This window comes from Paenibacillus sp. 01T424 (genome assembly GCF_056398745.1).
Genome location: NZ_JBFTPZ010000064.1, coordinates 12,436 through 34,679, shown reverse-complemented (window position 1 = coordinate 34,679; position 22,244 = coordinate 12,436). Strand labels below are relative to the sequence as shown.

The following is a 22,244-nucleotide window of genomic DNA, read 5'->3' as shown; positions in this document are numbered from 1 at the left end:
CCCACGAACCCACGAACCCACGAACCCACGAACCCACGAACCCACGAACCCACGAACCCACGAACCCACGAACCCACGAACCCACGAACCCACGAACCCACGAACCCACGAACCCACGAACCCACGAACCCACGGACCCATGAACCCACGAACCCACGAACCCACGGACCCATGAACCCACGAACCCACCAAACAAACTAACCAATTCTTTCAATATCAACTAACACTAACAGGAAAACCTCCGGTTAATTATGCTAATCCAGCTGATTTTGCTCACTTAGAAGGAATATCTCCCGTTAATTTGTTGGATATTAGCAAATTCAGCTGAGATGGACAGTATTAACAGGAGAAATTCCTCTTAAATTAATATTTTCTGTAAAAAAGGGTGAATTAGCGGTAGAAATTCCAGTTAAGCTACTTTTCTTTGAGGAGACAAGATATGGAGGCAAGTAAGTTACATTTCTTATGCGAAGGATACGTTCATTTTAACCAAATCACTCAACATCAATTAACACTAACAGGAAAACCTCCATCTAATTTTACTAATTCGGCTGATTTTAGTCATTTAGAAGGAAAGCCTCCCGTTAATTTGTTGGATATTAGCAAATTCCGCTGAAATGGACTGAATTAACAGGAGAAATTCCTGTTAAATTATTATTTTTCGTAAAAAAGGGTGAAATAGCGGTACATATTCCAGCTAAGTTTCTTTTCTTTTGAGGAGACAAGTTGAGGAAGCGATTTGGTTGCGTTTCATGCCAACTGATCGTTTATATGAGGTGGATAAGGTTGGACTTTCAGGCAACGGATAAGTTTGATATAACGCTAAAAAGAATGCAAGAACAACACTATTCTTATGATTCCAGATGCCTTATAATCAAAGACAAGAGACGAAGAACGTCCCGTTACCACTCACTCTAGAGTGGTGACGGGACGTTTTCTATTTTCCAGAGGGGATGATTGAAGGTGACTTATGAGGAGGCGCATCGCTCATTTATTCAATACCATGTAGATAAAAGGTCAGGGGAACGTCGCGGAAGGCTGGAAAGAGGGCATGGACATGCGGAATCCAAATTTTTGTGTAATGTCTGGTGGCCTTTGTGTGGAGATTTTCGAAACCTGCATCCTGAGTATGAAGTGTTGGATTGGCGCGGCAGATCCTATTTTGCAGATTTTGCTTGGTTTTCGGGTACTGTAAAGCTCATTATTGAGATCAAAGGATTTGCATCTCATGTTAGAGACATGGATCGACAAAAATATTGCCATGAACTAAACCGCGAAACCTTTTTGCATGCGATGGGTTATCCGGTCATCTCATTCGCTTATGATGATGTTGAGAAAAATCCTGAGATATGTATGACCATGCTCAAAATGGTGATGAGCAGGTACCAGGCTAGGCGAGCACCAATAACACGAATTCAACTAGTAGAGAAAGAAATTATACGGCTTGCAGTTCAACAGGCTCGTTTAATCAGGCCAAAGGATGTGGAGCGTCATTTTGGTATTGATCATAAAACAGCAGTAAATTTATTGAAAAAGTTATGCTCAAAAGGAGGGCTTATCCCTCTTTATCGTGGCAATCGACAACGAGTCGTAGGATATGAGCTCGCTCATGACTTTCTTAATTTTCTGGATTAATGTTTCAATTATTATTGCGACCGGCTTCAGCTTCTTTCTTACATCGCAGCTAACATGAAGCTAGATGATAACAAGGAACTTTTCAAACAAGAGGAGAAGCTTCCATAGACGATCACAGGTTTAAAAAAATAGCGTATGTTTGCGATGTTTATGGTTTTGAAGTACGATGGAATAAAGAGTAATTTATTGCTGCCTTGTAAAGGATTAAGAGCATTTTCGCGATTATAAAAATAGGGCATCCACACCATGAAAACGGGGGTAATTAGCGGTGCTGCTGTCAACGCAAGTGATTCAAGTTGGTTCCATCGTCATATCTGCTCTGGCCGGTCTTACACTTATTGTCCTGCGTATGCGCGCGGGTAAACGGCCGACCTCATTGCGCAAAATCATCATACCGCCGTTAGGCATGGCAACAGGCTTCGTCATGTTTGCCTTTTCCCAGACGCATATTCCATGGTTTTGGGGGTTAGCTGCTTTTTTGACCGGCATGCTGATCTTTGCTTTCCCATTAATCGTCACGACCCGTTTGGAACGCGTGAAGTCGGAAATCTATGTAAGACGATCTAAGGCGTTTGTTTTTATTATGCTGACGCTGTTCATAATCAGGCTGTCTCTACATAGTGTCGTAGAGCAATATATGTCGATTCCGCAAACCGGGGCGGTTTTCTATTTGCTCGCTTTTGGCATGATTCTACCATGGCGCTTGGCTATGATTAGTGATTATATGAGACTGCAAAAAGTAGAAATGTAAGTTGAATGGGGGAGAATGTATGGATTCGAAGCTGACAGAACGAGTGAAGCTGACCCAGAGCAAACTTAGAAGACGGACACTATCTGCGATTTTTCAAGAATTTGATCAAAAAATAATGAAGCTTGAGCGCGGCAAACGTGAAGAAAAGTATCTTAAAATGTCGGAAACGCCATTTTCTTTTTTTCGCGGCAGCGCTTATTTATTTTATTTTGACGCATCACGAATTTGGTTTCCTTATCACACGCCTGAAGGGCGTCCCACTTGGGTTCAAGGCGATCTGCACTTTGAGAACTTTGGTGCTTTCCGCAATGAGCAAGGTACGCTCGTCTATGATGTGAATGATTTTGATGAAGGTTATCTGGGCTCGTATTTGTATGATTTGATGCGAATGTCGGTAAGTATAGCGCTCGTCGGCAGGCTTAAAGGACAAACCCATGCTAATCAGATTAGCGCGGTTGAAGCTTATCTACAGGCCTATTCCAAGCAGATGCGCCGATTCGCAAAGGGCAAGGATGACCCCGGCACTTATGTGATTGACATTGAGCGTGCGGAAGGTCCCGTCAAGAAGCTGCTCAAAAAACTGCAAAAACGCAAGGATCAGCATTTCCTTGAAAAGGTTACGGCGCTCGTACAAGAGCATAGGCAGTTTGCAACGACAGATGAAATTGTAGCTCCGACTGACGAAGAACGTGAGGCTTTATTGCAAGCATGGCCGATGTATTTAGATACCGTCAAAGCCGATGATTCAGAGGAATTGCGTCATTTTCAGGTAAAGGATATTGCAGTGAAGCATGGCTCAGGGACAGCATCTATTGGGCTCGATAGATACTATGTACTGATTGAAGCAGGCGAAGATGCACAAGGCGAGGACGATATCGTGCTTGAGGTAAAGGAAGTGCGCGTTCCGGTTCCAGCTTATTTTATGCCTTATGATGAGACATTTTGGTCTATGTTTGAGCATCAGGGACAGCGCGTAACCATGACTCAGAGAGCGATGCACCATGAGGCAGACCCGTATCTTGGATGGCTATCCATTGGAGAGCGGCAGTTTTATGTGCGTGAGCGATCACCATATAAGAAGCGGCTTAAGCTAGAAGCGCTTGATACGGCTGGGGATTTGCTGTCGGTTACGACGAGCATGGGCAGGCTGACCGCAAAAATGCATGCGAGGGCGGATGCCGATGTAGCGCAAGGTATTCTCGCGTATCACAGTGAGATTGAGATTGTGAAGGCGATGGGCAATGACGAGGATGCTTTTTGCACGTCAATTGCCAATTGGGCGCTTTCCTACGCAGATCAAGTGGAGCAGGATTATGCTTTGTTCACGGAATGGCTGGGCAGTAGAAAGAAGCAATCGCAATTATAAATAATGGGACTGCACCGAGGCGCGAGGTAACTCGCAAGAGGAGCAGTCTTTTTTTGCGTAGCAGCTATAAAAAAACGGTGGTCAGCGCAGGGGATTACATATAGCGACTGGATAATCGATTTTATAAACATGTTTCGCTTTTCCTATAAACGCTTTAGGTTTGACATTCATTTGTTTCGCATGGTATTCTATGTAATAATTAAATTGTGTACAATTTAATTTATTATAACTCACATATTTTAGAGGAGGCAACAAACAATGAGCATTTACTCACATGAGCTGCAAAGCATTAATGGTAAACAACAAAGCATGGAACAATATAAAGGTAAGGTGCTAATTGTCGTCAACACAGCAAGCAAATGCGGCTTTACACCGCAATACGCGGATTTGCAAAAACTATATGAACAATATAAAGATCAAGGTCTTGAGATTCTTGGTTTTCCAAGTAATCAATTTGGCGAGCAGGAGCCGGGTGCAAACTCTGATGTTCAAAGCTTTTGCCAGTTGAACTACGGAGTGACATTCCCTCTCTTTGAGAAAACCGATGTACGGGATGAAACCGCTCATCCTCTTTTCAAGCAGCTAACGGAAGATGCGCCTTTCCAAGGTTTTGACACAAGCAACCCTAGCGGTAAAATGCTCAATGCTTTCCTTTCGGAGAAGCTGCCTCATTACCTCGAAGGCAACTCAGTCAAATGGAACTTTACTAAATTTCTAATTGACCGTGAAGGCAATGTCGTAAAACGGTTCGAATCGACCGATGAACCTTCCGAAATGAAGGCTAATATCGAGCAGCTGCTATAGTGCTTCCTCACTTAAAAATGAAATACATGCGGCTTCCGGGCGAAAAAAAGCCCATTTAATGGTTGTTTTAGTCGTTTTGTAGGTAAGACTGGCGTCTAATGGCGAATAGCTTCCTTATAACCATACATTCTTCGATATGAAGGACTATGCTTTGACCTTTGGAAGTGAATGCAAAGCATACTTCTATATACGTGAATTGGATGGTTCATAGAAGTGATATCGAATAAAGTAGGATCATTACGGACGACGAGATATGCGAGGCTTGATCAATATGCTATCGCAATGCCGTAAAATCAACGGGTAATTGCTGAGGTTTTGATAGAGTGATCAACGAGCAATAGATGGGTTTTTACTTGGGAGAACAATGGATGCAACTCCACGTTCACACAGCGTCTATTAAGCAAAATGTGATCGGCTTAACCTCAGTTTAAGAGTTAATTGTTGGGCTCATCATACACTTCATACTGTGCCTTTTGATCCTGCAATTCTTATGAAAATATCGTACTTACATTCTATTAAATTAATATAAGATAGAAGTTGAAAATGGACAGAAACGATTAATCGTTTCTGTCCATTTTTTGATGGTCTTAAATATCTTGAAACTCGATATTTGAGCATTTTTCGATCTCGAATTAAAGTTTTATATATGCAATTATATTCAGATAAAGATTTTTGCGTATTTAACGTATCGCTTTATTATATAAGGAATAATCCTTTACATGTACATGAGTAATTCGAAGTTTAAAAAGGTTTATATGTGCAAAAATAAAAGTTATTCAGTCCTGTTAAATAGAATCAAATGAATAAATAGAAGTGAAAACGGAGCGGCAATGAGGAAGTGTGAAATATGTTGATTTATGATACCGTTCGTGCCACCATTCTGATGATTGGCGAAGCACAAAGTAATCATCGCCAATACACATTGCAGCCTGTTCGATTGTGGGTTTTTCAAATGGAACTATGCCGGCTCAGACCGTGCGCTTGCAGATATATTTTTTGAAAAAGGTTATACTACCCATCGGAGCAATAGATAAGTCGCAGACAGCTTAGATTATTACAGGAGGAATGGCTTATGAAGGATCAAAAACAAGAAGGAGCCTCGCAAAGCGGGGAGAGCGGTACAGGGGAGCGGTTTACGTCCTCAGGATTTATTTTGGCGGCAATAGGAAGTGCGGTCGGACTCGGCAACATGTGGAGGTTCCCGTATATTACAGGTAAATATGGAGGAGCGGCCTTTTTTCTTCTATTTTTTATATGCATGCTGCTAGTAGGACTGCCGGTGCTGCTAGCGGAACTATCAGTAGGTCGAGGCGGCCGCGGCAATGCGTCCTCTTCGTTCACTCGGCTGGGCGCGCATAAGCTGTGGAGCGGCTTCGGCGTTATTATCATTTTGGGAGCGTTCGTTATATTGTCGTTCTATGCGATAGTCGCAGGCTGGACTTTGCATTATGCGATGTTGTCTTTTACAGGGCAGCTATTTGAAAATAATGATTTTGCGCAGCAGTTCAGTGATCTTAATGGAAGCTGGATGCCGGTATTCTGGCAATTCATCGTCTTGCTTCTAACGGGCCTCATCATTATTCGAGGTGTATCGGCAGGCATTGAAAAGGTTAATAAAATTTTCATTCCAGGGTTGCTTGTATTGCTCATTGTACTTTGTGTGCGTGTTATGTTTCTGGATGGAGCCGGCGAAGGCGCAGCCTTTTTTCTAAAGCCTGACTTTAGCAAGCTGACAGCGGAGTCTGCATTCGTAGCGCTTGGCCATGCCTTCCTATCCCTTTCCCTTGGCATGGGTACCATTATTACTTATGGGGCGTACGTGGATAAACGGCAGTCGCTTTCTCTAGCAACAGCAGCAGTAGGTACAGGCAATATTGTTTATGCACTTCTTGCAGGACTGATTATTTTCCCTACTACCTTCGCATTTGGACTCGAGGCTTCGCAAGGCCCTGGTCTCGTATTCGTAGCCTTGCCTGCAGCATTCTCAGCGATGCCGTTAGGGTGGCTGTTTGGAGGGCTGTTCTTCGTGATGATTGCCTTTGCGTCGCTTACTTCAACCATCTCACTGCTTGAGGTGCCGGTTGCTTTCGTTCGTGAGAAATTTGGCTGGAGCCGAAGCTTTTCAGTTATTTTGTTATCCATTCTTTGCTTCGTTATTGGGGTGCCATCGGCGTTATCGCTTGGTGACAAAATACCTTGGCTTACGTTTGGCGGAAAGTCGTTTTTTGACTGGGTTGATTTTGTATGCACTAACATCGTTCTGCCGCTTGGCGGACTAGTCGTTACTATATTTGTCGGGTATGTATGGAAAGGCGGAGCTAAGGAGTCAGGCTTGTCTGCATGGTGGCTGCGAGTATGGTTATTCATGCTGCGTTATGTGGCGCCTATTCTGGTATTGCTCGTATTTCTTTATTCTTCCGGCATTATTTCGTTCTAGTGCGCTGGATTGCTAGGCTCGGGAGCGTGCTCTGAAAGTGGCATATACATACTAAGTATTATAATTTGACGGGAATTTGTGTATTATAAGAGGATAAATATTTTCCGTGGGAAAGGTTGGTCGCAGATGGAGAATGCAGTAGATAACAAGTCCTCATCCTCGAATTTTATAAAAAGCATCGTAGTCGAAGATTTGAAGAGCGGCCAAGTGAAAGAAATCGTCACTCGTTTTCCGCCAGAGCCAAATGGCTATTTGCATATTGGACATGCCAAGTCGATTTGCTTGAACTTTGAGCTGGCTGATGAGTTCAAGGGCAAGACAAACTTGCGTTTTGACGATACGAATCCGTTAAAAGAAGATACTGAGTATGTAGAGTCCATCCAAGAGGATGTTCGCTGGCTTGGCTTCGAATGGGACGACCTTCGCTTTGCTTCCGATTATTTTGAAGAGCTTTACAATCGTGCGGTGTTTCTTATTCAAAAGGGCAAAGCATATGTATGTGATCTGACAGCTGAGCAAATGCGCGAATATCGCGGCACGTTGACTGAGCCAGGCAAGGAAAGCCCGTATCGGAACCGTACAGTAGAGGAAAACCTTGATTTGTTCGCACGCATGCGCGCAGGCGAATTTAAGGACGGCGAAAAGGTGCTGCGCGCAAAAATTGATATGGCTTCACCGAACATCACATTGCGTGATCCTGTGTTGTATCGCATTGCGCATACGCATCATCACCGCACGGGAGATGCTTGGTGCATCTATCCGATGTATGACTATGCTCACCCGCTAAGCGATGCCATTGAAGGCATCACGCACTCGATCTGTACGCTGGAATTCGAGGACCACCGTCCACTCTATGATTGGACGATAGCTGAATGTGAGATGGCTTCCACACCGCATCAATATGAATTTGCCCGCCTGAACGTAACGAACACCGTTATGAGCAAGCGCAAGCTGAAGCAATTGGTGGATGAAGGGGCAGTAGACGGCTGGGATGATCCGCGTATGCCAACGATCAGCGGTTTGCGCCGCAAAGGCTATACACCGGAATCGCTGCGTGCTTTCTGCCGTGAGATCGGTGTATCGAAAAGCAACAGCCTAGTGGATGAGCGCAACCTGGAGCATTTTATAAGAGAAGACTTGAAGCTGAAGGCGCTTCGTACGATGGCTGTATTGCGTCCGCTTAAAGTGGTCATTACAAACTATCCAGAAGGTCAAACCGAACTGCTTGATGCCGAAAATAATGCGGAAAACGAAGAGATGGGAATCCGTCAAATTCCGTTTTCGCGTGAGATATACATTGAACAGGATGATTTCATGGAAAATCCTCCGAACAAATATTTCCGTCTGTTCCCTGGCAATGAAGTGCGTCTAAAACATGCTTACTTCATTACATGCCAAGAGGCGATCAAGGATGCAGAGGGCAATGTGATTGAGCTGCGCTGTACCTATGACGTGAAGACGAAGAGCGGATCCGGCTTTAATGAACGTAAAGTGAAAGGCACCATTCATTGGATTGAAGCTTCTCAGGCGATAGCTGCTGAGTTCCGTTTGTTTGAACCGCTCATTACGAGCGAAGCGGAAGATGAAGGCAAACCTTTCATGGAATGCATCAACCCGAATTCACTTGAAGTATTGCAAGGCTTTGTTGAGCCTAATATGAAAGATGCTGTCGGCGGCGATAAATTCCAATTTTTCCGTCACGGCTACTTTAATGTAGATCCGAAGGATACAACAAGTGAGAAGCTTGCCTTCAACCGAATCGTTTCATTAAAGAGCTCGTTCGATCCGTCCAAGGCGTAAACCCGTCAAAAATAATACAAGCCTGCCTTGCCTGAGTGCTCGGCAGGCTTTCTTTCTGTTTAGAGGGGGATGAGAAGATGGCGAAGCATGATATTTATGGCTTAATACTAGCTGGAGGCTTAAGCACGAGAATGGGAGCCGACAAAGCGCTGCTGCTTATTGAAGGCAAACCGCTCCTATATCGTCTTGTACAACAGCTAACAGAGCTTGTGCAGCATGTGGTTGTCTCAGTAGGAACGCCTCAGCGTGAAGAGCTTTATCGTAAAAGCCTTGAAGAATTAGGAGAGACGGTAAGCTTCGTGACGGACCATTATTCAAAATGCGGCCCGTTATCGGGAATGCACGCGGGCTTGTCCATGATTGCAGAGGGTTATGTATTTGTTATGGCGTGTGATATGCCGCAGTTGTCCGAAGGATTGCTTGCTGATCTAATGACTCATGTGGAAAAAGGGGTAGACGTAATCCATGCGTCTGACCAGCCTTTTCATGCTCTCTATCATGCTAGCATTGCCATTCAAATAGAAGAAGCGCTAAAGGATCAAGACTATCGTCTCATGGGTCTATTGCGCCGGCTTCAAACCATCGAGGTTTCTCTGCTAGAGCAGCATGGTGTATCTGTTTTTACGAATCTCAACACGCCTGAAGATTATAACAAGTATAGGCAGGGACAAGGGGTCTGAAGAAGCTCGCCCTCTATAGGCGGAATTAGACGGAATCTACCATGCAGCATAGATGCTTAAACATTCAGCGATGTGATATAATTTGTCAAAGTTGTAATAGGCCTATTTAAAGCAGCATCCATCTAGAAGTAGAAGGGTAAGAGGTGGCAGGTATGACCAAAGAACTCAAATATGAAATTATCGATGCGCAGCTAAGTGATCTGGGGCGTATTGTTGATATTTATAATTCAACAATTGCAAGCAGAATGGTGACGGCTGATCTTGAGCCAGCTACTGTAGCTAGCAAAAAAGCGTGGTTTGATGACCATTCCCCTGATTTCAGGCCGCTATGGGTATTAACGATTGAAGGGGAAATCGCAGCTTGGTTTAGTTTCCAATCGTTTTATGGCAGGCCGGCTTACAATGCGACTGCCGAGATAAGCATTTATATAGCGGAAGAATACCGCAAGCTTGGTCTTGGAACGGTACTGATTCAGAAAGCGATTGAGGCAAGTCCGGGCTTGGGGATAAATACGCTGCTTGGTTTTGTATTTGGACATAATGAGCCGAGCCTCGCTCTGCTTCGCAAGTTTGGATTTGAGGTTTGGGGTCATTTGCCTAAGGTAGCGGTACTGGACGGTGTAGAAAGAGATCTGGTGATCTCGGGGAGGCGTATATGAAGCGAACGCTTGTGATTAGTGATATTCATGGATGTTATACACCTTTTAATGATTTGCTTGAACGTATGAATTATTGTCCCGGCGAGGATCAGCTTATGCTGCTGGGTGATTTCGTTGATCGGGGTCCGCAAAGCAGAGAAGTGGTGGAGCAGGTCATCGGCTTAGTCCAAAAGGATGGAGCAATTGCCATTCAAGGCAATCACGACGAGAGGCTCGTTGATGTTATGCTGGAGCGAAGCGAGCAGGCGCTGCTTAAGTTTACCGGCCATGGCGGCAGGCAAACCGCAGAGAGCTATGCTGGCATTAAGCAAGGTCCGATTGAGTATGTTATCGATCAAGCCAAAATAGCTGTTCAGGAGCGTTACGCGCATCATATGACTTTTCTGGACAACCTGCCCTATTATCATGAGGATGAACACTTTATATATGTACATGCGGGTCTTAATCCGAATTACTTGAATTGGAAACAGCAGCCTGCCAGAGATTTTCTTTACATAAAACAACCATTCCTTGAGAGGCCGACCAATGTAAACAAAACGGTTATTTTCGGCCATACAAAAACCATCGATATTCATGGAAAACCAGATGTTTGGTTTGGCGCAGGGAAGATTGGCGTTGACGGAGGATGTGCAACAGGACATCAGCTTAACGGACTAGCGATTACAGGAGCGGCAGAGTTTAACGTGTATTCTGTCCCTTGGAGATTGTAGGGAATGCGCGGGTATTCGAAAGCCATATTCAAAAGCTCTCTGCTGAATATGTTGATTACCGTAATTGCTTTGTTCTACACCTTGATCATGTGCTGGCTTTTATTTCATCGTGGCCGTTATTTTGGCGAGGGGTATAACTATAATCTGGTACCGCTTTATACGATAAAAAAATATATCATCCATTATGATCATTTCAATCCTGACATTTGGTTCAAAAACTTATTCGGAAACATTGTCTTATTCATACCGATTGGCATATTCCTGCCCTTATTAAATAAGAAGTACTTGAAAGTATTTAGACTGACAATGGTCACGATTATGTTGATTACAGCCGTTGAGCTTACTCAAATGTTGACGCGGGTGGGCAGCTTCGACATTGACGATATTATTCTTAATACGTTTGGCGCGCTGCTTGGACTGCTGATGACTAGGCTTGTCGTTCGTCGGACTCTGTAAGTAACAAATCCTTTAATGTTAAAATAATTGAAAAGAAGCGATAGAAATATCGATTACGAAAGGAAGAAACGTCATTGAGTAAATTTTGGAGTCCGCTCACTGCTTCACTGGTGCCGTATGTTCCAGGCGAGCAGCCTAAGGATAAGACGTATATTAAACTGAATACGAATGAGAATCCGTACCCGCCATCTCCGAAGGTAATTGATGCGATCAAAGGAGCAGCTAATGCTGATCTGCGGCTATATCCTGATCCTACTTGCGAGGGGCTCGTGAAAGCAGCTGCCTCCTATTACGGATTGCGAGCAGAGCAAGTGTTTGCGGGCAACGGTTCTGATGAAATTTTAGCTTTTGCTTTCGCAGCTTTTTTTGATCCGGCTAAGACGGTACTGTTCCCTGATATTACTTACAGCTTCTATAAGGTGTATGCGAAGTTATATGGCTTGCAAACAGAGCTTATCGCATTGGACGAGCAATTTAACGTTCAAGTCGAAGCTTTCCATTCGGACAATGGTGGTATCATCATACCAAACCCAAATGCACCAACGGCTCAATTGCTTCCGCTCGATGATATTCGTACATTGCTTGCAAGCAATCCCGATCAGGTTGTTATCATCGACGAGGCTTACATTGACTTCGGCGGACAATCAGCAGTGGAGCTTATTCACGACTATCCGAATTTGCTTGTTGTTCAAACACTCTCGAAATCCCGTTCGCTCGCTGGCCTTCGCGTTGGGATTGCTTTTGGCAGCGAGGAGTTGATTGATGGATTGAATCGAATCAAAAATTCATTTAATTCCTATACGATGGATCGGCTTGCTTTGGCAGGCGCCATTGCTGCTCTTGAGGATGACGCTTATTTCCGAGATACGACGGAGAAGGTCATTGCTACACGAGAACGTGTAACGGAGCAGGTGAAGGAGCTCGGCTTTGCTGCAACAGACTCGAAGGCAAACTTCATCTTCATTTCGCATAAAACGATAGCAGCTAAGGACATCTTTGTGCAGCTGCGCGATAAGGGCGTGCTGGTCCGGTATTTCGATCAACCTCGGATTAATGAATATTTGCGGGTGAGCATCGGAACGGATGAAGAAATGGATGCCTTTATTCGGGCACTCCAAGAAATCGTAGGCGAGTAATGGAAGAGGTTACGAAGGAGCAATTGTTGTTTCGGCGGTCGATGCGGTTGGTACTAGTTTTAAGTGCCATCTATGCTGCAGTGAGTAATGTGTTTCTATATACAGCTTATTATTATAGCGGGATTGTGGAGCAGAGCTACATCATTTGCATGATTATGATTATTGCGTTCGCTTTGCCGATCGTAAAGTTTTTTCGAAATCAGCATTGGTACTTTCCGATCTTCATATTTTTGTTCTGGATTCCGTTTAGCGTGCTTCTCGCATTTATACTAAGCCAAGTGCTTCCTCTTTCGGACAATACGGTCGATTTTGGACTGCTGCTTGTTTACTGCCTTATTTTGAACGTTATCGTTACGCTGCTTGGCATTACACTCGGCATGATCTTTAATGGAGGGTCTACCCTTTGGAAGAAATATAGCCAAGCCTCAAAGCAATAACAATAAAGCCATGTATGATCTCCAATGAAGGGGGAGCATGCATGGCTTTATTTGATGATAGTTATTTTCATCTTGACTAAATGATTATTTCATTTTAAAATTTGTGAAAAACTAACGTTCGTTAGGCAGGGGAACGAAAGCGGATCGGAGGGAATGACATGAGTGCTGAAATAACAACGTCGGAACGAATAAAGCTGGCGGCGCTGACGATGTTTGCAGAATCAGGCTATGAGGGGGCATCCTTGTCAGAAATTGCTAAGGCAGTGGGCATTAAGACGCCGTCCATATATGCACATTATAAATCGAAAGAACAACTGTTCTTGCAGCTCATTCAGGAAATGATTGTTGAAGAGCATAATCAGTTTATAGAGCTTCTTCAAGATATGGATCAGGCGCCGATTAAGGAGCAAGTACATCGACTGTTTACTTTTTTTACCGATCTCACTCATTTAACGACAGGTCAAGCTTTCTTGAAGAAAACGATGCTTGTACCGCCGCGCCATTTGCGCGATCAGCTCAATCAAGATTTATTGCGCTATGAGTATGAACTGAACAAGGGAATTATTAGCGTGCTGGAAAAGGGAGCGTCACAAGGGTTGTTTAACCTGGAAGAGACGGAACGGTTAATTGCTACCTTTTATGTATGTGTAGATGGCATCCTTGTTGAGAATCAAATATATGGAAAAGAGCTGCTTGAGAAAAGGAAGCAAATGGTGTGGCAATCATTATGGCAGATTTGGACGATGACAGCGAGAGAGGATTGAAAAAAATGCAATGGGTCTTTTTATTATTAGCGGGGTTTCTTGAGGTAGGCTGGACGTTTGGCCTCAAATATTCGGAGGGCTTTACAGTGCTTGTTCCAAGCATAATAACAGTGGTGCTGCTTGTCCTAAGCTTTATGCTGTTTGCCCGCGCAATGCGTACGATTGAGATTGGCGTTGCCTATGCTATGTTTACGGGAATTGGAACAGTAGGCACTGTTCTCGCAGGCATTATTATACTGAATGAGCCGGCTGATTTTTGGCGTTTGTTCTTTATCGCATTGCTTGTAGGGGGCATAGTTGGACTTAAGCTTGTGTCAAATGACAAGCCAGCTCCTGACAAAGCACCAAAGGCTGTAACCAACATAGAACAAGATAAGGTGGGTTCATAAAATGGCATGGGTATTTTTAATCATATCAGGCTTCGGTGAGGTCGCCGGCGTTACTTTCATGAAGCTCTCTGATGGCTTTAAACGCTGGAAGGGAACGGTAGGGGCGATTGGCGCTGGTTTCGTGAGCTTTTTCTTCTTATCTAAAGCGTTACAGACGATTCCAATTAGTACGGCATATGGGATATGGACCGGAATCGGCTCGATAGGCAGCGTAGTGCTGGGTATGGTCATTTTTGGAGAGTCGAGAAATTGGCGCAAGATGTTGTTTCTCTCTATGATTATCTCAGGCGTTATCGGACTGAAAGTAGTAAGTGGAGGCCATTAGGATCAAGTTTGAAGCGAGACCGTGCAAAAGGGCTGTAAAGCTTTTTGGTGCGGTCTTTATTTTTGCAGCTGCTGGTCTTACAATGAAAGGAAAGCATGTATGTAGATAGGGAGAAGAGGAGTACTTACTATGGAGGAGAAGCAGCTGAATACGTTTATTGCTCTTATGGAGCAGTCATTGCTCTCGGAGCTTGTGCTTGATAGCGTTGACCCCACAAATCCAATCCGGGTAGCGGAGACGCCGCGAGGTTGGAGACTGCTTGGGGCGGGCAATTACGCAGGCGTATTTACACATCAGGATTATTCGGATATAGCTGTGAAGGTTTATGCGCCAGGCCGCGACGGCTGGGAGAGTGAATGCGAGGTTTACCGGCGAATTGGCACGCATCCTGCCTTTTCAACTTGTTATCATGCCGGAGAACATAAAGGCCATTATTATTTGATTTTAAAGCGATTAAAGGGAAAGACCTTATATCAGTGCATCATTGATGGAGCAGCAATACCAAAAAAGGCGATAGAAGATATTGATCTAGCGCTGGAGTATGCAAGATCCCGTGGTTTGTTCCCGCATGATGTGCATGGAAAAAATGTAATGATTAAGGATGGAAGAGGCATCGTGCTTGATATTTCAGATTTTTTGAAGGAAGAGCCGTGCACGATGTGGGATGATTTGAAGAAAGCCTACAATCGTATTTACATGCCTTTTCTATCCAAAAAACCGATTCCGGTTCCCGAATGGGTGCTGAACGGCGTCCGTAAGGGCTATCGTTTTATGAGGAATTCATCCGTAGTGGGACGCTCGTCCTAGGGAAGCAGCACAAGCAGCGGCTGCCCTGCAAGGGTGCCGCTGCTTGGCAAAGCTTTGCCGCACATCTTAATGCTCCTCGTCAAACGCGTCCAGCAGCGTCTTGGCGAGATCGGCATCCTTTTTAAGCACATGAATCCGTTTCAAGGAATTGCCCTCAATGGTGATTTTGGTTTTCAAACCATTTGTTTTGAAATGAGCTTCCAATCGGTCTATGAGCTCCGATCTAGAACCCCCTTCCGTACGAATGACTATCCATCGATTCCAAAATAACGCCATTATGCGTCACCTCCTTAAAGTTTTACAATGTAAAACTAGTGTAGGAAGCCATGTGCCCATTGGATTTGAATGTCTTCTTATACGTTCAAATCAATTAAGGATGCACCTTTCATATTTATTCAGCAGAAGCCTTCAAACATGACAGAAAACCCAAAAAAACATTTGCCGTTAATCCAAAATCTGTTGGGGAATAACGTGATTGCTCCTGCCGTATCCTAAGAAAGCGAGATGGCGACCTGACCTATTGACAAACTTAACTGTAACGGATAAAATTACAGTATAAAGCAGGGAGGCCCTTAAACAGTGAACAGCGAATTTACGATTGCCGTACACAGTCTCGTTTACTTGGCTTATTTACCGGAAAGAATGGCTAGCAGTGATATGATCGCCGAGAATGTCGGCACACATTCTGCTCGTGTTCGCAAGGTAATGGGTGGTTTGCGCCGCAGTGGATATGTAGATACCCGTGAAGGCTCAGGAGGCGGCTATAGGCTGACGATTGACCCTAATGTGGTAACACTTGCCGATATCTATCGCGTGATGGCACAAGGCTCGCTAATTCCGAGCTGGTGCTCGGGCAACCCAGAGATGGATTGTGTTGTTGGGTCGAATATGAATCAAGTGATGTTCGGCATATTTTGTACAGCGGAGAAGCAGTTGGAAAGTCATTTTAGCGCGATTACGATTCAGGATGTGTTGAAGCAAATTCACGCATGCGGTTAGCAAATGATGTTTCATTTAACGGTGAGACGGGTATTCCCTTTATCATACACATTGTTTGGAGAGGATGATTGAAATGGCAGTAGCATTGACGAAAGAAAACTTTAACGAGTCCATTCAAAACGGCGTTTCTCTTGTAGATTTTTGGGCACCTTGGTGTGGACCTTGCAAAATGCAGCTACCAATCGTTGAGGAGCTTTCCGCTGAGCTGGAAGGCCAAGCAGTAATTGCTAAAATTAACGTTGATGAGCAGCCAGAACTTGCTTCACAATTCGGCGTTATGAGTATCCCAACATTGATTTTGTTCAAAGACGGTCAACCCGTTGACAAAATGGTTGGCGTACAATCCAAAGATGCTTTGAAAGCAAAAATTTCCGGCCAAATGTAAGCAACATTTTGTAATAAATAACCGTCTTAATATCGTCTGGTATCAGTGAGCAACTGGTGTCAGGCGATATTTTTTTTCTGGAAACTCTTATTTTCAGTAAGATAATATTGGTATAAAAGGTACTAAGTGTGAATGTAAAATTCGACCTAATTAAGCAAATGTTAAGGAAATAATAAGCGTTTATACCAACCTTATCTGTTGCTTTATACTAATTTAGTTAGTAGAATTAAAAATAATTGTACGCAGCAGCGTGCCCTAACTTTGATTTATGGAGTGGTGATGTAGTGAACGCAGTCAGTACGAAAAAGGACAAAACGGTTACCGGAGAGTCCCTGCGGCAAGGTATGACATCTTCAAAAATTTTGATCATTATTCCGGCTTATAATGAAGAGCACAGCATAAGCCATGTGATACATGATGTGAAGACACATTGCCCATCTGCTCATATTCTGGTCATTAATGATGGCTCCAAAGACCGTACACGTGAAGTAGCTGAAGCGAATGGTGCTTCTGTTATTACACTTCCGACCAATTTGGGCATCGGCGGAGCTATGCAGACGGGATATCGTTATGCCCACCGCTATGACTATGATGTTGCCGTTCAAGTGGATGGCGACGGTCAGCATAAGGCGGAGCAGCTTCATTTGATTTTGGACCCCGTGCTTAGCGGGAAAGCGGATTTGGCGATTGGTTCACGTTTTATTGAACAAACCGGCTTCTTGTCCTCTGCAACGCGCAGAGTCGGTATCAAGATTTTATCTACTATTGTTACTGCAATGACACGCAAGCGTGTGCTGGACGTTACCTCAGGGTTCCGCGCTGCAAATAAACGTGCGATTGCTGTATTCCAAAGCGATTATGCGACAGACTATCCAGAAGTGGATTCCATCGTGCTCATTCATCGCAGCGGATTGCGTACAAGCGAGGTAGCTGTCGTGATGGAAGCACGTACAGGCGGTACGTCATCAATAAATGCGATGCGTTCGGTTTATTATATGGTTAAGGTAACATTGTCGCTATTCATTCGCAGCTTGAAAGCAACGAAGCCAGTCAAGGTTCAATCTTAGAAAAATGTTTACGATGAGAGTTTGCTCTGCAAACTTTAAGGAGGATACACCATGCAAGCCTTGTGGATTATCACAAGTGTGGTTTTTTTGTTCGTGCTGATTATGTTGATTAACCGGAGATTGCTCCGTGAGCAGTATTCAATGCTCTGGCTGTTGTTTGGTGTAGTGATGCTGATATTGTCTGTACGCGTCCAGATTATTGATACGCTGGCCCACGCGATTGGTATCGCTTATGCGCCGGCATTGCTTTTTCTAGTCGGAATTTTATTTTGTATTATGCTTATTTTGCATCTTACAGTCATTGTATCCAAATTGTCGGAGAAGGTTATTCGTCTTACACAAGAGCTTGGAATTTTACATCACGAGCTGCATGAGCGCAAAAGGTCGGATTCATAATGGCATATATCATATTGTTTCTTAATATTTTGCTGCTTGTTTCTGGCCAGTTATTGTGGAAAACAGGAATGAACAAAATGGATACGGCGAAAGGCGACACATGGGTATCGTTATTGTGGTCGCCTCATATATGGTCAGGACTTGTTTTGTACGGAATTGCTACCGTTCTTTGGTTGTACGTACTCAAGAAGCTGCCGCTTAGCCTTGCCTATCCGCTGCAAAGCTTGGCTTATGTAATAGCGCTGGTTGCAGCTGTATTTATATTTAACGAATCGGTACCGCTGCAGCGCTGGATAGGCGCAGCTATTATTTTGGCGGGTGTAATTGTACTCGCTTGGAAATAAGCCGCTTTCAACATTGGGGAGGATCAATTTACGTGGTGGAATGGGTTAGGAAAAACAAAGCATGGACGATAGCGATCGTTCTTATTTTTATGCTTGCCTTGTGGCTGAGGGTTGATTTTCTTACATCGGTCAAACATAACATTTCACATGATTCGAAGTATTACGATGAGATGGTGCACCGGTTGCTTGATGAAGGCATTTACGCCTACAAGGAAGAGGTTCCAAATGCAAGGGTAACACCGGGTTATCCACTGTTCATGACGGGTATGTATCTGGTGGCTGATCAAATCGGCGTAGAGCCGTTCCCTCTTATTCGCTGGGTACAGGTGTTAATTAGCATGGCTACACTCATTATCATTTATATGATTGCGATGCAGGCAACAAGAAACAAATGGGTGGCAATTGTAGCGTTTTTTATTAGTGCAATTTATCATCCCTTCATTTGGGCAAATGGAGCAGTTCTCACAGAAACGCTCGCATTATTTCTCTTAATGGCCTATCTGTCTATGCAGTTATATGCCTTTCGTACCGAACGAAAGCGCGATGCTGCGTTAGCGGGTATCTTGTTAGGCCTGACAGTACTTGTTAGGGCTGAATTTTTACCGATTTTTGTTCCTTTGTACGGAGTGTTTTTGCTGCAGAAATGGTTCAAGAAAAAACCGGGTGTGCAGACCGAGGTTATATCCAAATGGGCTATTTTCAAAAAAGTTCTATTAATGGGTGTTATTACTGGACTATGCTTATCGGCTACGATGCTTCCTTGGTGGATAAGAAATGTCGTTTCATTAAATGAATTTGTATTGACTGCTTCTCAGTCCAATCCGTTCAAAGCGGGTACTTATCCGAATAAAGATTATACTGACAAGATCGTTGATCCAACGGGATTGACGCAGGATGAGGTTGCATGGGCGCGCATCAAGGCCGGCTTCACGCAGCAAACCTGGAAATATGTAAAATGGTATACGGTAGGAAAGCTTAAATATACTTATACGCATATGTTCTTCGGCTCAGGTCATTCTCCTATGTACCATGCCTATCCGAAGGTAGCATACTTACATGTACTGATTATATACAGCACGATTATTCCTCTGCTTGCGCTTATATGGAGATGGAGACATCCTGCAGCCATGCTGGCGGTGGTCATCTTCGTCATGACGATGATTAGACTAGTGTTCGTACCGGAATATCGATATAACTTTACCGTTATGCCCCTGTTTATTATATTGTTCTCTTGGCTCGGTATTTATATTTTGCAAAAAATATGGGCATATATTGAACGTAGAAAAACGGCGTAGCAGCTTTAACTGTATATTGTAAAAGACTGCCTAAAGGACAAGCGCCTTGGGCAGTCTTTTTTCGCTTATTGTGCAACTTCCGCAATGTATGGCGCGTCTAATTTATGAATAAATTGGAAAAGCATTGGAGGGTGAAGCAGTGAGGATCAATCATCGAAAGAGGCTTGCGGTAGTGCTATCAACAGCGATGCTTATGAGTATGTTGCCAGCAACGGCATTTGCTGAAAGCTCAAACAAGCCAGCAGTGACGAATGCAGCAGCAAATGCCGTGCCATCGTCGGAAGGAGACATCATGAAAGAAGGATTTGCAGCTCCAGTTGATGTAGCAATAACGAAAGAGAAAGCGGAAGCACTAGCGAGGCAGTATGTAAGCATTCCGAAGGAGTATGTCCTCCAAGGGGCTAGTCTTAATATGGAAGTGATGGCTAGCGGCAAACGCAATGCTTGGGGACTGGATTTCGTGAAAAAGGTGAACGGCAAGCACTTGGGAAGCATCTACGTTCGTATTCATGCGGATAAAGGTCAGCTTCTGGAGTTCAACTCTTATACCGATAACCCATCTGCCAAACCAACGTATCCGCTTAAGGTTGAACGTGATGCCGCTCAGCAGATTGCGCTCCAATTCATAGATAAAATCGCAGCTGATTATAAAGGACAAATTCAGTACAATCCTGATTATGGTGTTCAACTGCGTCCACCGCTAACGGGTGAGGTTGTGCATTCCATTCGTTATGATCGGTTGGTGAATGACATACCCTATGTAGATAACTACATAGAGCTTGAAGTGGATAGTGAGGGGCATGTCCGAAGATTTTCCTTGCAGTGGGATGATACAATTATTTTCCCGAAAGTAGATGCAAAGCTGTCTGCAGCAGAGGCAAATGAAAAGCTGCGAGCAGCAGCAGCTCCACTGTTAGCTTATATCGTGCCTTACAATATGCAGGGGAAAAGGAAACCTTTGCTTAGTTATGAGCTTCAGCCTATATCGATCGATGCGGTGACTGGCCAGCTAAAGGATCAGTCGAGAGACAGTTATTTTAGAGCGGGAACGATATCGGAAACACCTATATCCGAGAAACCTTTAGGCGAAAAGCCGAAGGCAGGGGCAGTTACCGAGAAGCAAGCGATAGATGCGGTAAAAGCTGCTTTTGCGCTGCCGGCAGGGGTGGAGCTGAATGGTTCCAACTACAGTGAAAATAGCGATGAGAGCACAGGTGAAACCGAAGCTTATTGGCAGCTGAATTGGACAGTGAAAAAGGATGGCAAGGAAGTGGGCTCAGCTTCAGCTTCCGTTAACGGTCGCACTGGAGAGGTTCGCCATTTCAATACGTATATGTATAACGAACAAAGTCAATCAGGCGGGACAAAGGTGACGCTAGAGCAAGCGACTACAGCAGCGGTAGAGGCAATTAAGAAACGTTTGCCATGGCTAACGGATGAGCTATATCTGGTCAAACCTGATCCGAAGCAATATGAGGGAATTGTCGCAGGGCAACCTAGTCAATACTATTTCAATTTTGTACACAAAATCTATGGCGCAGTGGTTGAATATGACAACATTAACTTGTCGATACATTCAAGCACTAGGGAAGTTGTAAATTACGATGCTAATTTGTCGAACTTTGAATATCCAGCTGAGGCTCCTGCCTTGATTAAGAAGGAGCAGGCAGTTGACAGCTGGCTGAATTATTACCGAACACAGCTTACGTATCGGCTTGTGCAAAGCTTCACATGGAACGGGCAGCCTATTCCAATTGAGAAATATAAACTGATGATTGCTTCAGGTGAAATAAGAGGCGACGAAGTGGATAGAAAGACAGAAGCAGAACTAGTTTACCAATTAGTGCCTAAGCTTATGGATGAGTCGGTGTTCCTCGATGCAGTGACGGGCGGCTGGCGAAATCGGGAAACAGGTGATGTCACACAGCTCGAGAAGCCAAAGGCTAAGGATATTGATGGACACTTTGCACAGCGTCAGCTTGAACTAATGGTTGCATACAAAGCGCTTGATGTGAAAGATGGTCTTGTGCGTCCTAATGAGGCGGTTACACGCGGAGAGCTGATTAAAATGCTGGTGCTAGCGCGCAGCAGCGGAGTATCGCCGCTCTCGATGTCCTTCAGTAATCAGCTTGGTGGTAAAGCCTCATTTAATGATGTAGCTGCTGATTCCAGTTATTTCGTTTATGTTGAAAGTGCATTGGAACAAAATTTGATAGATGTTGGGGATGGCTCCTTTAACCCTAGCGGTAAAGTATCCCGTGATGAGATGGCGGAGCTGATCGTGCGAGCACTTGGTTATAATGCGCTTGCGAATTACGATCATATTTTTAAAGTCTCGTTTAAAGACTCGGATCTGATCCAGAATAAGGGGCAGGCAGCCATTGTTGTAGGTCTCAAAATTATGAGCTTATCGGATGGCAAGTTTTTGCCTAAGAAACAAGTGACGCGAGGCGAAGCATCGGTAGCGTTTTTCCGTTATCTTCAATCGCGCGCAGAGCTGCAAGAAGCGCCGCTTCGGATGTAATGTATTCTTAATACAAGAAACCTGGATTCTACAAGTGGATGATACGCTTGCAGAACCCAGGTTTTTTATAGATAAGGG

24 protein-coding genes are annotated in these 22,244 nt (G+C 44.2%); 23 read left to right on the top strand and 1 reads right to left on the bottom strand.

Annotation, left to right across the window (positions count from 1 at the left end; genetic code table 11):
- Positions 1–963: 963 nt before the first annotated feature.
- From AC1DPK_RS31290 to AC1DPK_RS31215, 16 genes are all read left to right on the top strand, one after another.
- Positions 964–1,635 (top strand): DUF559 domain-containing protein, encoded by a 672-nt coding sequence (locus AC1DPK_RS31290; protein ID WP_477512689.1) that lies wholly within the window; start codon positions 964–966, stop codon positions 1,633–1,635.
- Between the two features lie 268 nt (positions 1,636–1,903).
- Positions 1,904–2,386 (top strand): CcdC family protein, encoded by a 483-nt coding sequence (locus AC1DPK_RS31285; RefSeq protein ID WP_477512688.1) that lies wholly within the window; start codon positions 1,904–1,906, stop codon positions 2,384–2,386.
- A 19-nt stretch (positions 2,387–2,405) separates the two neighbouring features.
- Positions 2,406–3,752 (top strand): DUF2252 domain-containing protein, encoded by a 1,347-nt coding sequence (locus AC1DPK_RS31280; RefSeq protein WP_477512687.1) that lies wholly within the window; start codon positions 2,406–2,408, stop codon positions 3,750–3,752.
- Positions 3,753–4,010: 258 nt separating this feature from the next.
- Positions 4,011–4,556: a glutathione peroxidase gene (locus AC1DPK_RS31275; RefSeq protein ID WP_076266295.1), complete on the top strand. Its 546-nt coding sequence runs from the start codon at positions 4,011–4,013 to the stop codon at positions 4,554–4,556.
- A gap of 1,072 nt (positions 4,557–5,628) precedes the next feature.
- Positions 5,629–6,993: a sodium-dependent transporter gene (locus tag AC1DPK_RS31270; protein ID WP_076266294.1), complete on the top strand. Its 1,365-nt coding sequence runs from the start codon at positions 5,629–5,631 to the stop codon at positions 6,991–6,993.
- Positions 6,994–7,119: 126 nt separating this feature from the next.
- Entirely contained in the window at positions 7,120–8,793 is a 1,674-nt protein-coding gene (locus AC1DPK_RS31265; RefSeq protein WP_076266293.1) for a glutamine--tRNA ligase/YqeY domain fusion protein, read from the top strand.
- A 77-nt stretch (positions 8,794–8,870) separates the two neighbouring features.
- Positions 8,871–9,473: a molybdenum cofactor guanylyltransferase gene (gene mobA, locus AC1DPK_RS31260; RefSeq protein WP_477512686.1), complete on the top strand. Its 603-nt coding sequence runs from the start codon at positions 8,871–8,873 to the stop codon at positions 9,471–9,473.
- Between the two features lie 152 nt (positions 9,474–9,625).
- Complete coding sequence (locus AC1DPK_RS31255) at positions 9,626–10,132, top strand: GNAT family N-acetyltransferase (protein WP_076266291.1); 507 nt, start codon at positions 9,626–9,628, stop codon at positions 10,130–10,132.
- The gene (locus tag AC1DPK_RS31250) at positions 10,129–10,842 is read left to right on the top strand and encodes a metallophosphoesterase family protein (RefSeq protein ID WP_477512685.1); all 714 of its coding nucleotides are present in this window, start codon (positions 10,129–10,131) and stop codon (positions 10,840–10,842) included. The genes AC1DPK_RS31255 and AC1DPK_RS31250 overlap by 4 nt, the downstream gene beginning before the upstream one ends.
- Before the next feature lie 3 nt (positions 10,843–10,845).
- Positions 10,846–11,298: a VanZ family protein gene (locus AC1DPK_RS31245; protein WP_430056814.1), complete on the top strand. Its 453-nt coding sequence runs from the start codon at positions 10,846–10,848 to the stop codon at positions 11,296–11,298.
- Between the two features lie 74 nt (positions 11,299–11,372).
- Positions 11,373–12,434, top strand: coding sequence for a histidinol-phosphate transaminase (hisC, locus tag AC1DPK_RS31240; RefSeq protein ID WP_477512684.1), 1,062 nt, complete (start codon positions 11,373–11,375; stop codon positions 12,432–12,434).
- Positions 12,434–12,871: a hypothetical protein gene (locus AC1DPK_RS31235; protein WP_430056819.1), complete on the top strand. Its 438-nt coding sequence runs from the start codon at positions 12,434–12,436 to the stop codon at positions 12,869–12,871. The genes hisC and AC1DPK_RS31235 overlap by 1 nt, the downstream gene beginning before the upstream one ends.
- A gap of 158 nt (positions 12,872–13,029) precedes the next feature.
- Positions 13,030–13,635, top strand: coding sequence for a TetR/AcrR family transcriptional regulator (locus tag AC1DPK_RS31230; protein WP_477512683.1), 606 nt, complete (start codon positions 13,030–13,032; stop codon positions 13,633–13,635).
- A complete protein-coding gene (locus AC1DPK_RS31225) occupies positions 13,587–14,024 on the top strand; it encodes a DMT family transporter (RefSeq protein WP_477512682.1) in 438 nt (145 codons plus the stop codon). Before AC1DPK_RS31230 ends, AC1DPK_RS31225 begins: the two co-directional genes overlap by 49 nt.
- A gap of 1 nt (position 14,025) precedes the next feature.
- Positions 14,026–14,349: a DMT family transporter gene (locus AC1DPK_RS31220; protein WP_076266284.1), complete on the top strand. Its 324-nt coding sequence runs from the start codon at positions 14,026–14,028 to the stop codon at positions 14,347–14,349.
- Positions 14,350–14,478: 129 nt separating this feature from the next.
- Positions 14,479–15,156 carry a serine/threonine protein kinase gene (locus tag AC1DPK_RS31215; RefSeq protein WP_477512681.1) on the top strand — a complete coding sequence of 226 codons (678 nt, stop codon included), beginning with the start codon at positions 14,479–14,481 and terminating at the stop codon, positions 15,154–15,156.
- A gap of 66 nt (positions 15,157–15,222) precedes the next feature.
- Here AC1DPK_RS31215 and AC1DPK_RS31210 read toward each other — a convergent pair whose 3' ends face one another.
- On the bottom strand, positions 15,223–15,432 hold the full coding sequence (locus tag AC1DPK_RS31210) for a hypothetical protein (RefSeq protein WP_441874673.1): 210 nt from the start codon (positions 15,430–15,432) through the stop codon (positions 15,223–15,225).
- A 303-nt stretch (positions 15,433–15,735) separates the two neighbouring features.
- Here AC1DPK_RS31210 and AC1DPK_RS31205 point away from each other — a divergent pair, with 303 nt between their 5' ends.
- From AC1DPK_RS31205 to AC1DPK_RS31175, 7 genes are all read left to right on the top strand, one after another.
- Positions 15,736–16,155 carry an RrF2 family transcriptional regulator gene (locus AC1DPK_RS31205; protein ID WP_076266281.1) on the top strand — a complete coding sequence of 140 codons (420 nt, stop codon included), beginning with the start codon at positions 15,736–15,738 and terminating at the stop codon, positions 16,153–16,155.
- 73 nt (positions 16,156–16,228) lie between these two features.
- Positions 16,229–16,540, top strand: coding sequence for a thioredoxin (gene trxA, locus AC1DPK_RS31200; RefSeq protein ID WP_054025488.1), 312 nt, complete (start codon positions 16,229–16,231; stop codon positions 16,538–16,540).
- A 284-nt stretch (positions 16,541–16,824) separates the two neighbouring features.
- Entirely contained in the window at positions 16,825–17,607 is a 783-nt protein-coding gene (locus AC1DPK_RS31195) for a glycosyltransferase family 2 protein (RefSeq protein WP_477512680.1), read from the top strand.
- Positions 17,608–17,658: 51 nt separating this feature from the next.
- Positions 17,659–18,003: a DUF2304 domain-containing protein gene (locus AC1DPK_RS31190; RefSeq protein WP_054025487.1), complete on the top strand. Its 345-nt coding sequence runs from the start codon at positions 17,659–17,661 to the stop codon at positions 18,001–18,003.
- Complete coding sequence (locus AC1DPK_RS31185; RefSeq protein WP_339205425.1) at positions 18,003–18,347, top strand: EamA family transporter; 345 nt, start codon at positions 18,003–18,005, stop codon at positions 18,345–18,347. The genes AC1DPK_RS31190 and AC1DPK_RS31185 overlap by 1 nt, the downstream gene beginning before the upstream one ends.
- Positions 18,348–18,379: 32 nt before the next feature.
- Positions 18,380–19,642 carry a phospholipid carrier-dependent glycosyltransferase gene (locus tag AC1DPK_RS31180; protein WP_477512679.1) on the top strand — a complete coding sequence of 421 codons (1,263 nt, stop codon included), beginning with the start codon at positions 18,380–18,382 and terminating at the stop codon, positions 19,640–19,642.
- Between the two features lie 139 nt (positions 19,643–19,781).
- Positions 19,782–22,166, top strand: a complete 2,385-nt coding sequence (locus AC1DPK_RS31175) for an S-layer homology domain-containing protein (protein ID WP_477512678.1) — start codon at positions 19,782–19,784, stop codon at positions 22,164–22,166.
- The last annotated feature ends 78 nt before the right edge of the window (positions 22,167–22,244 follow it).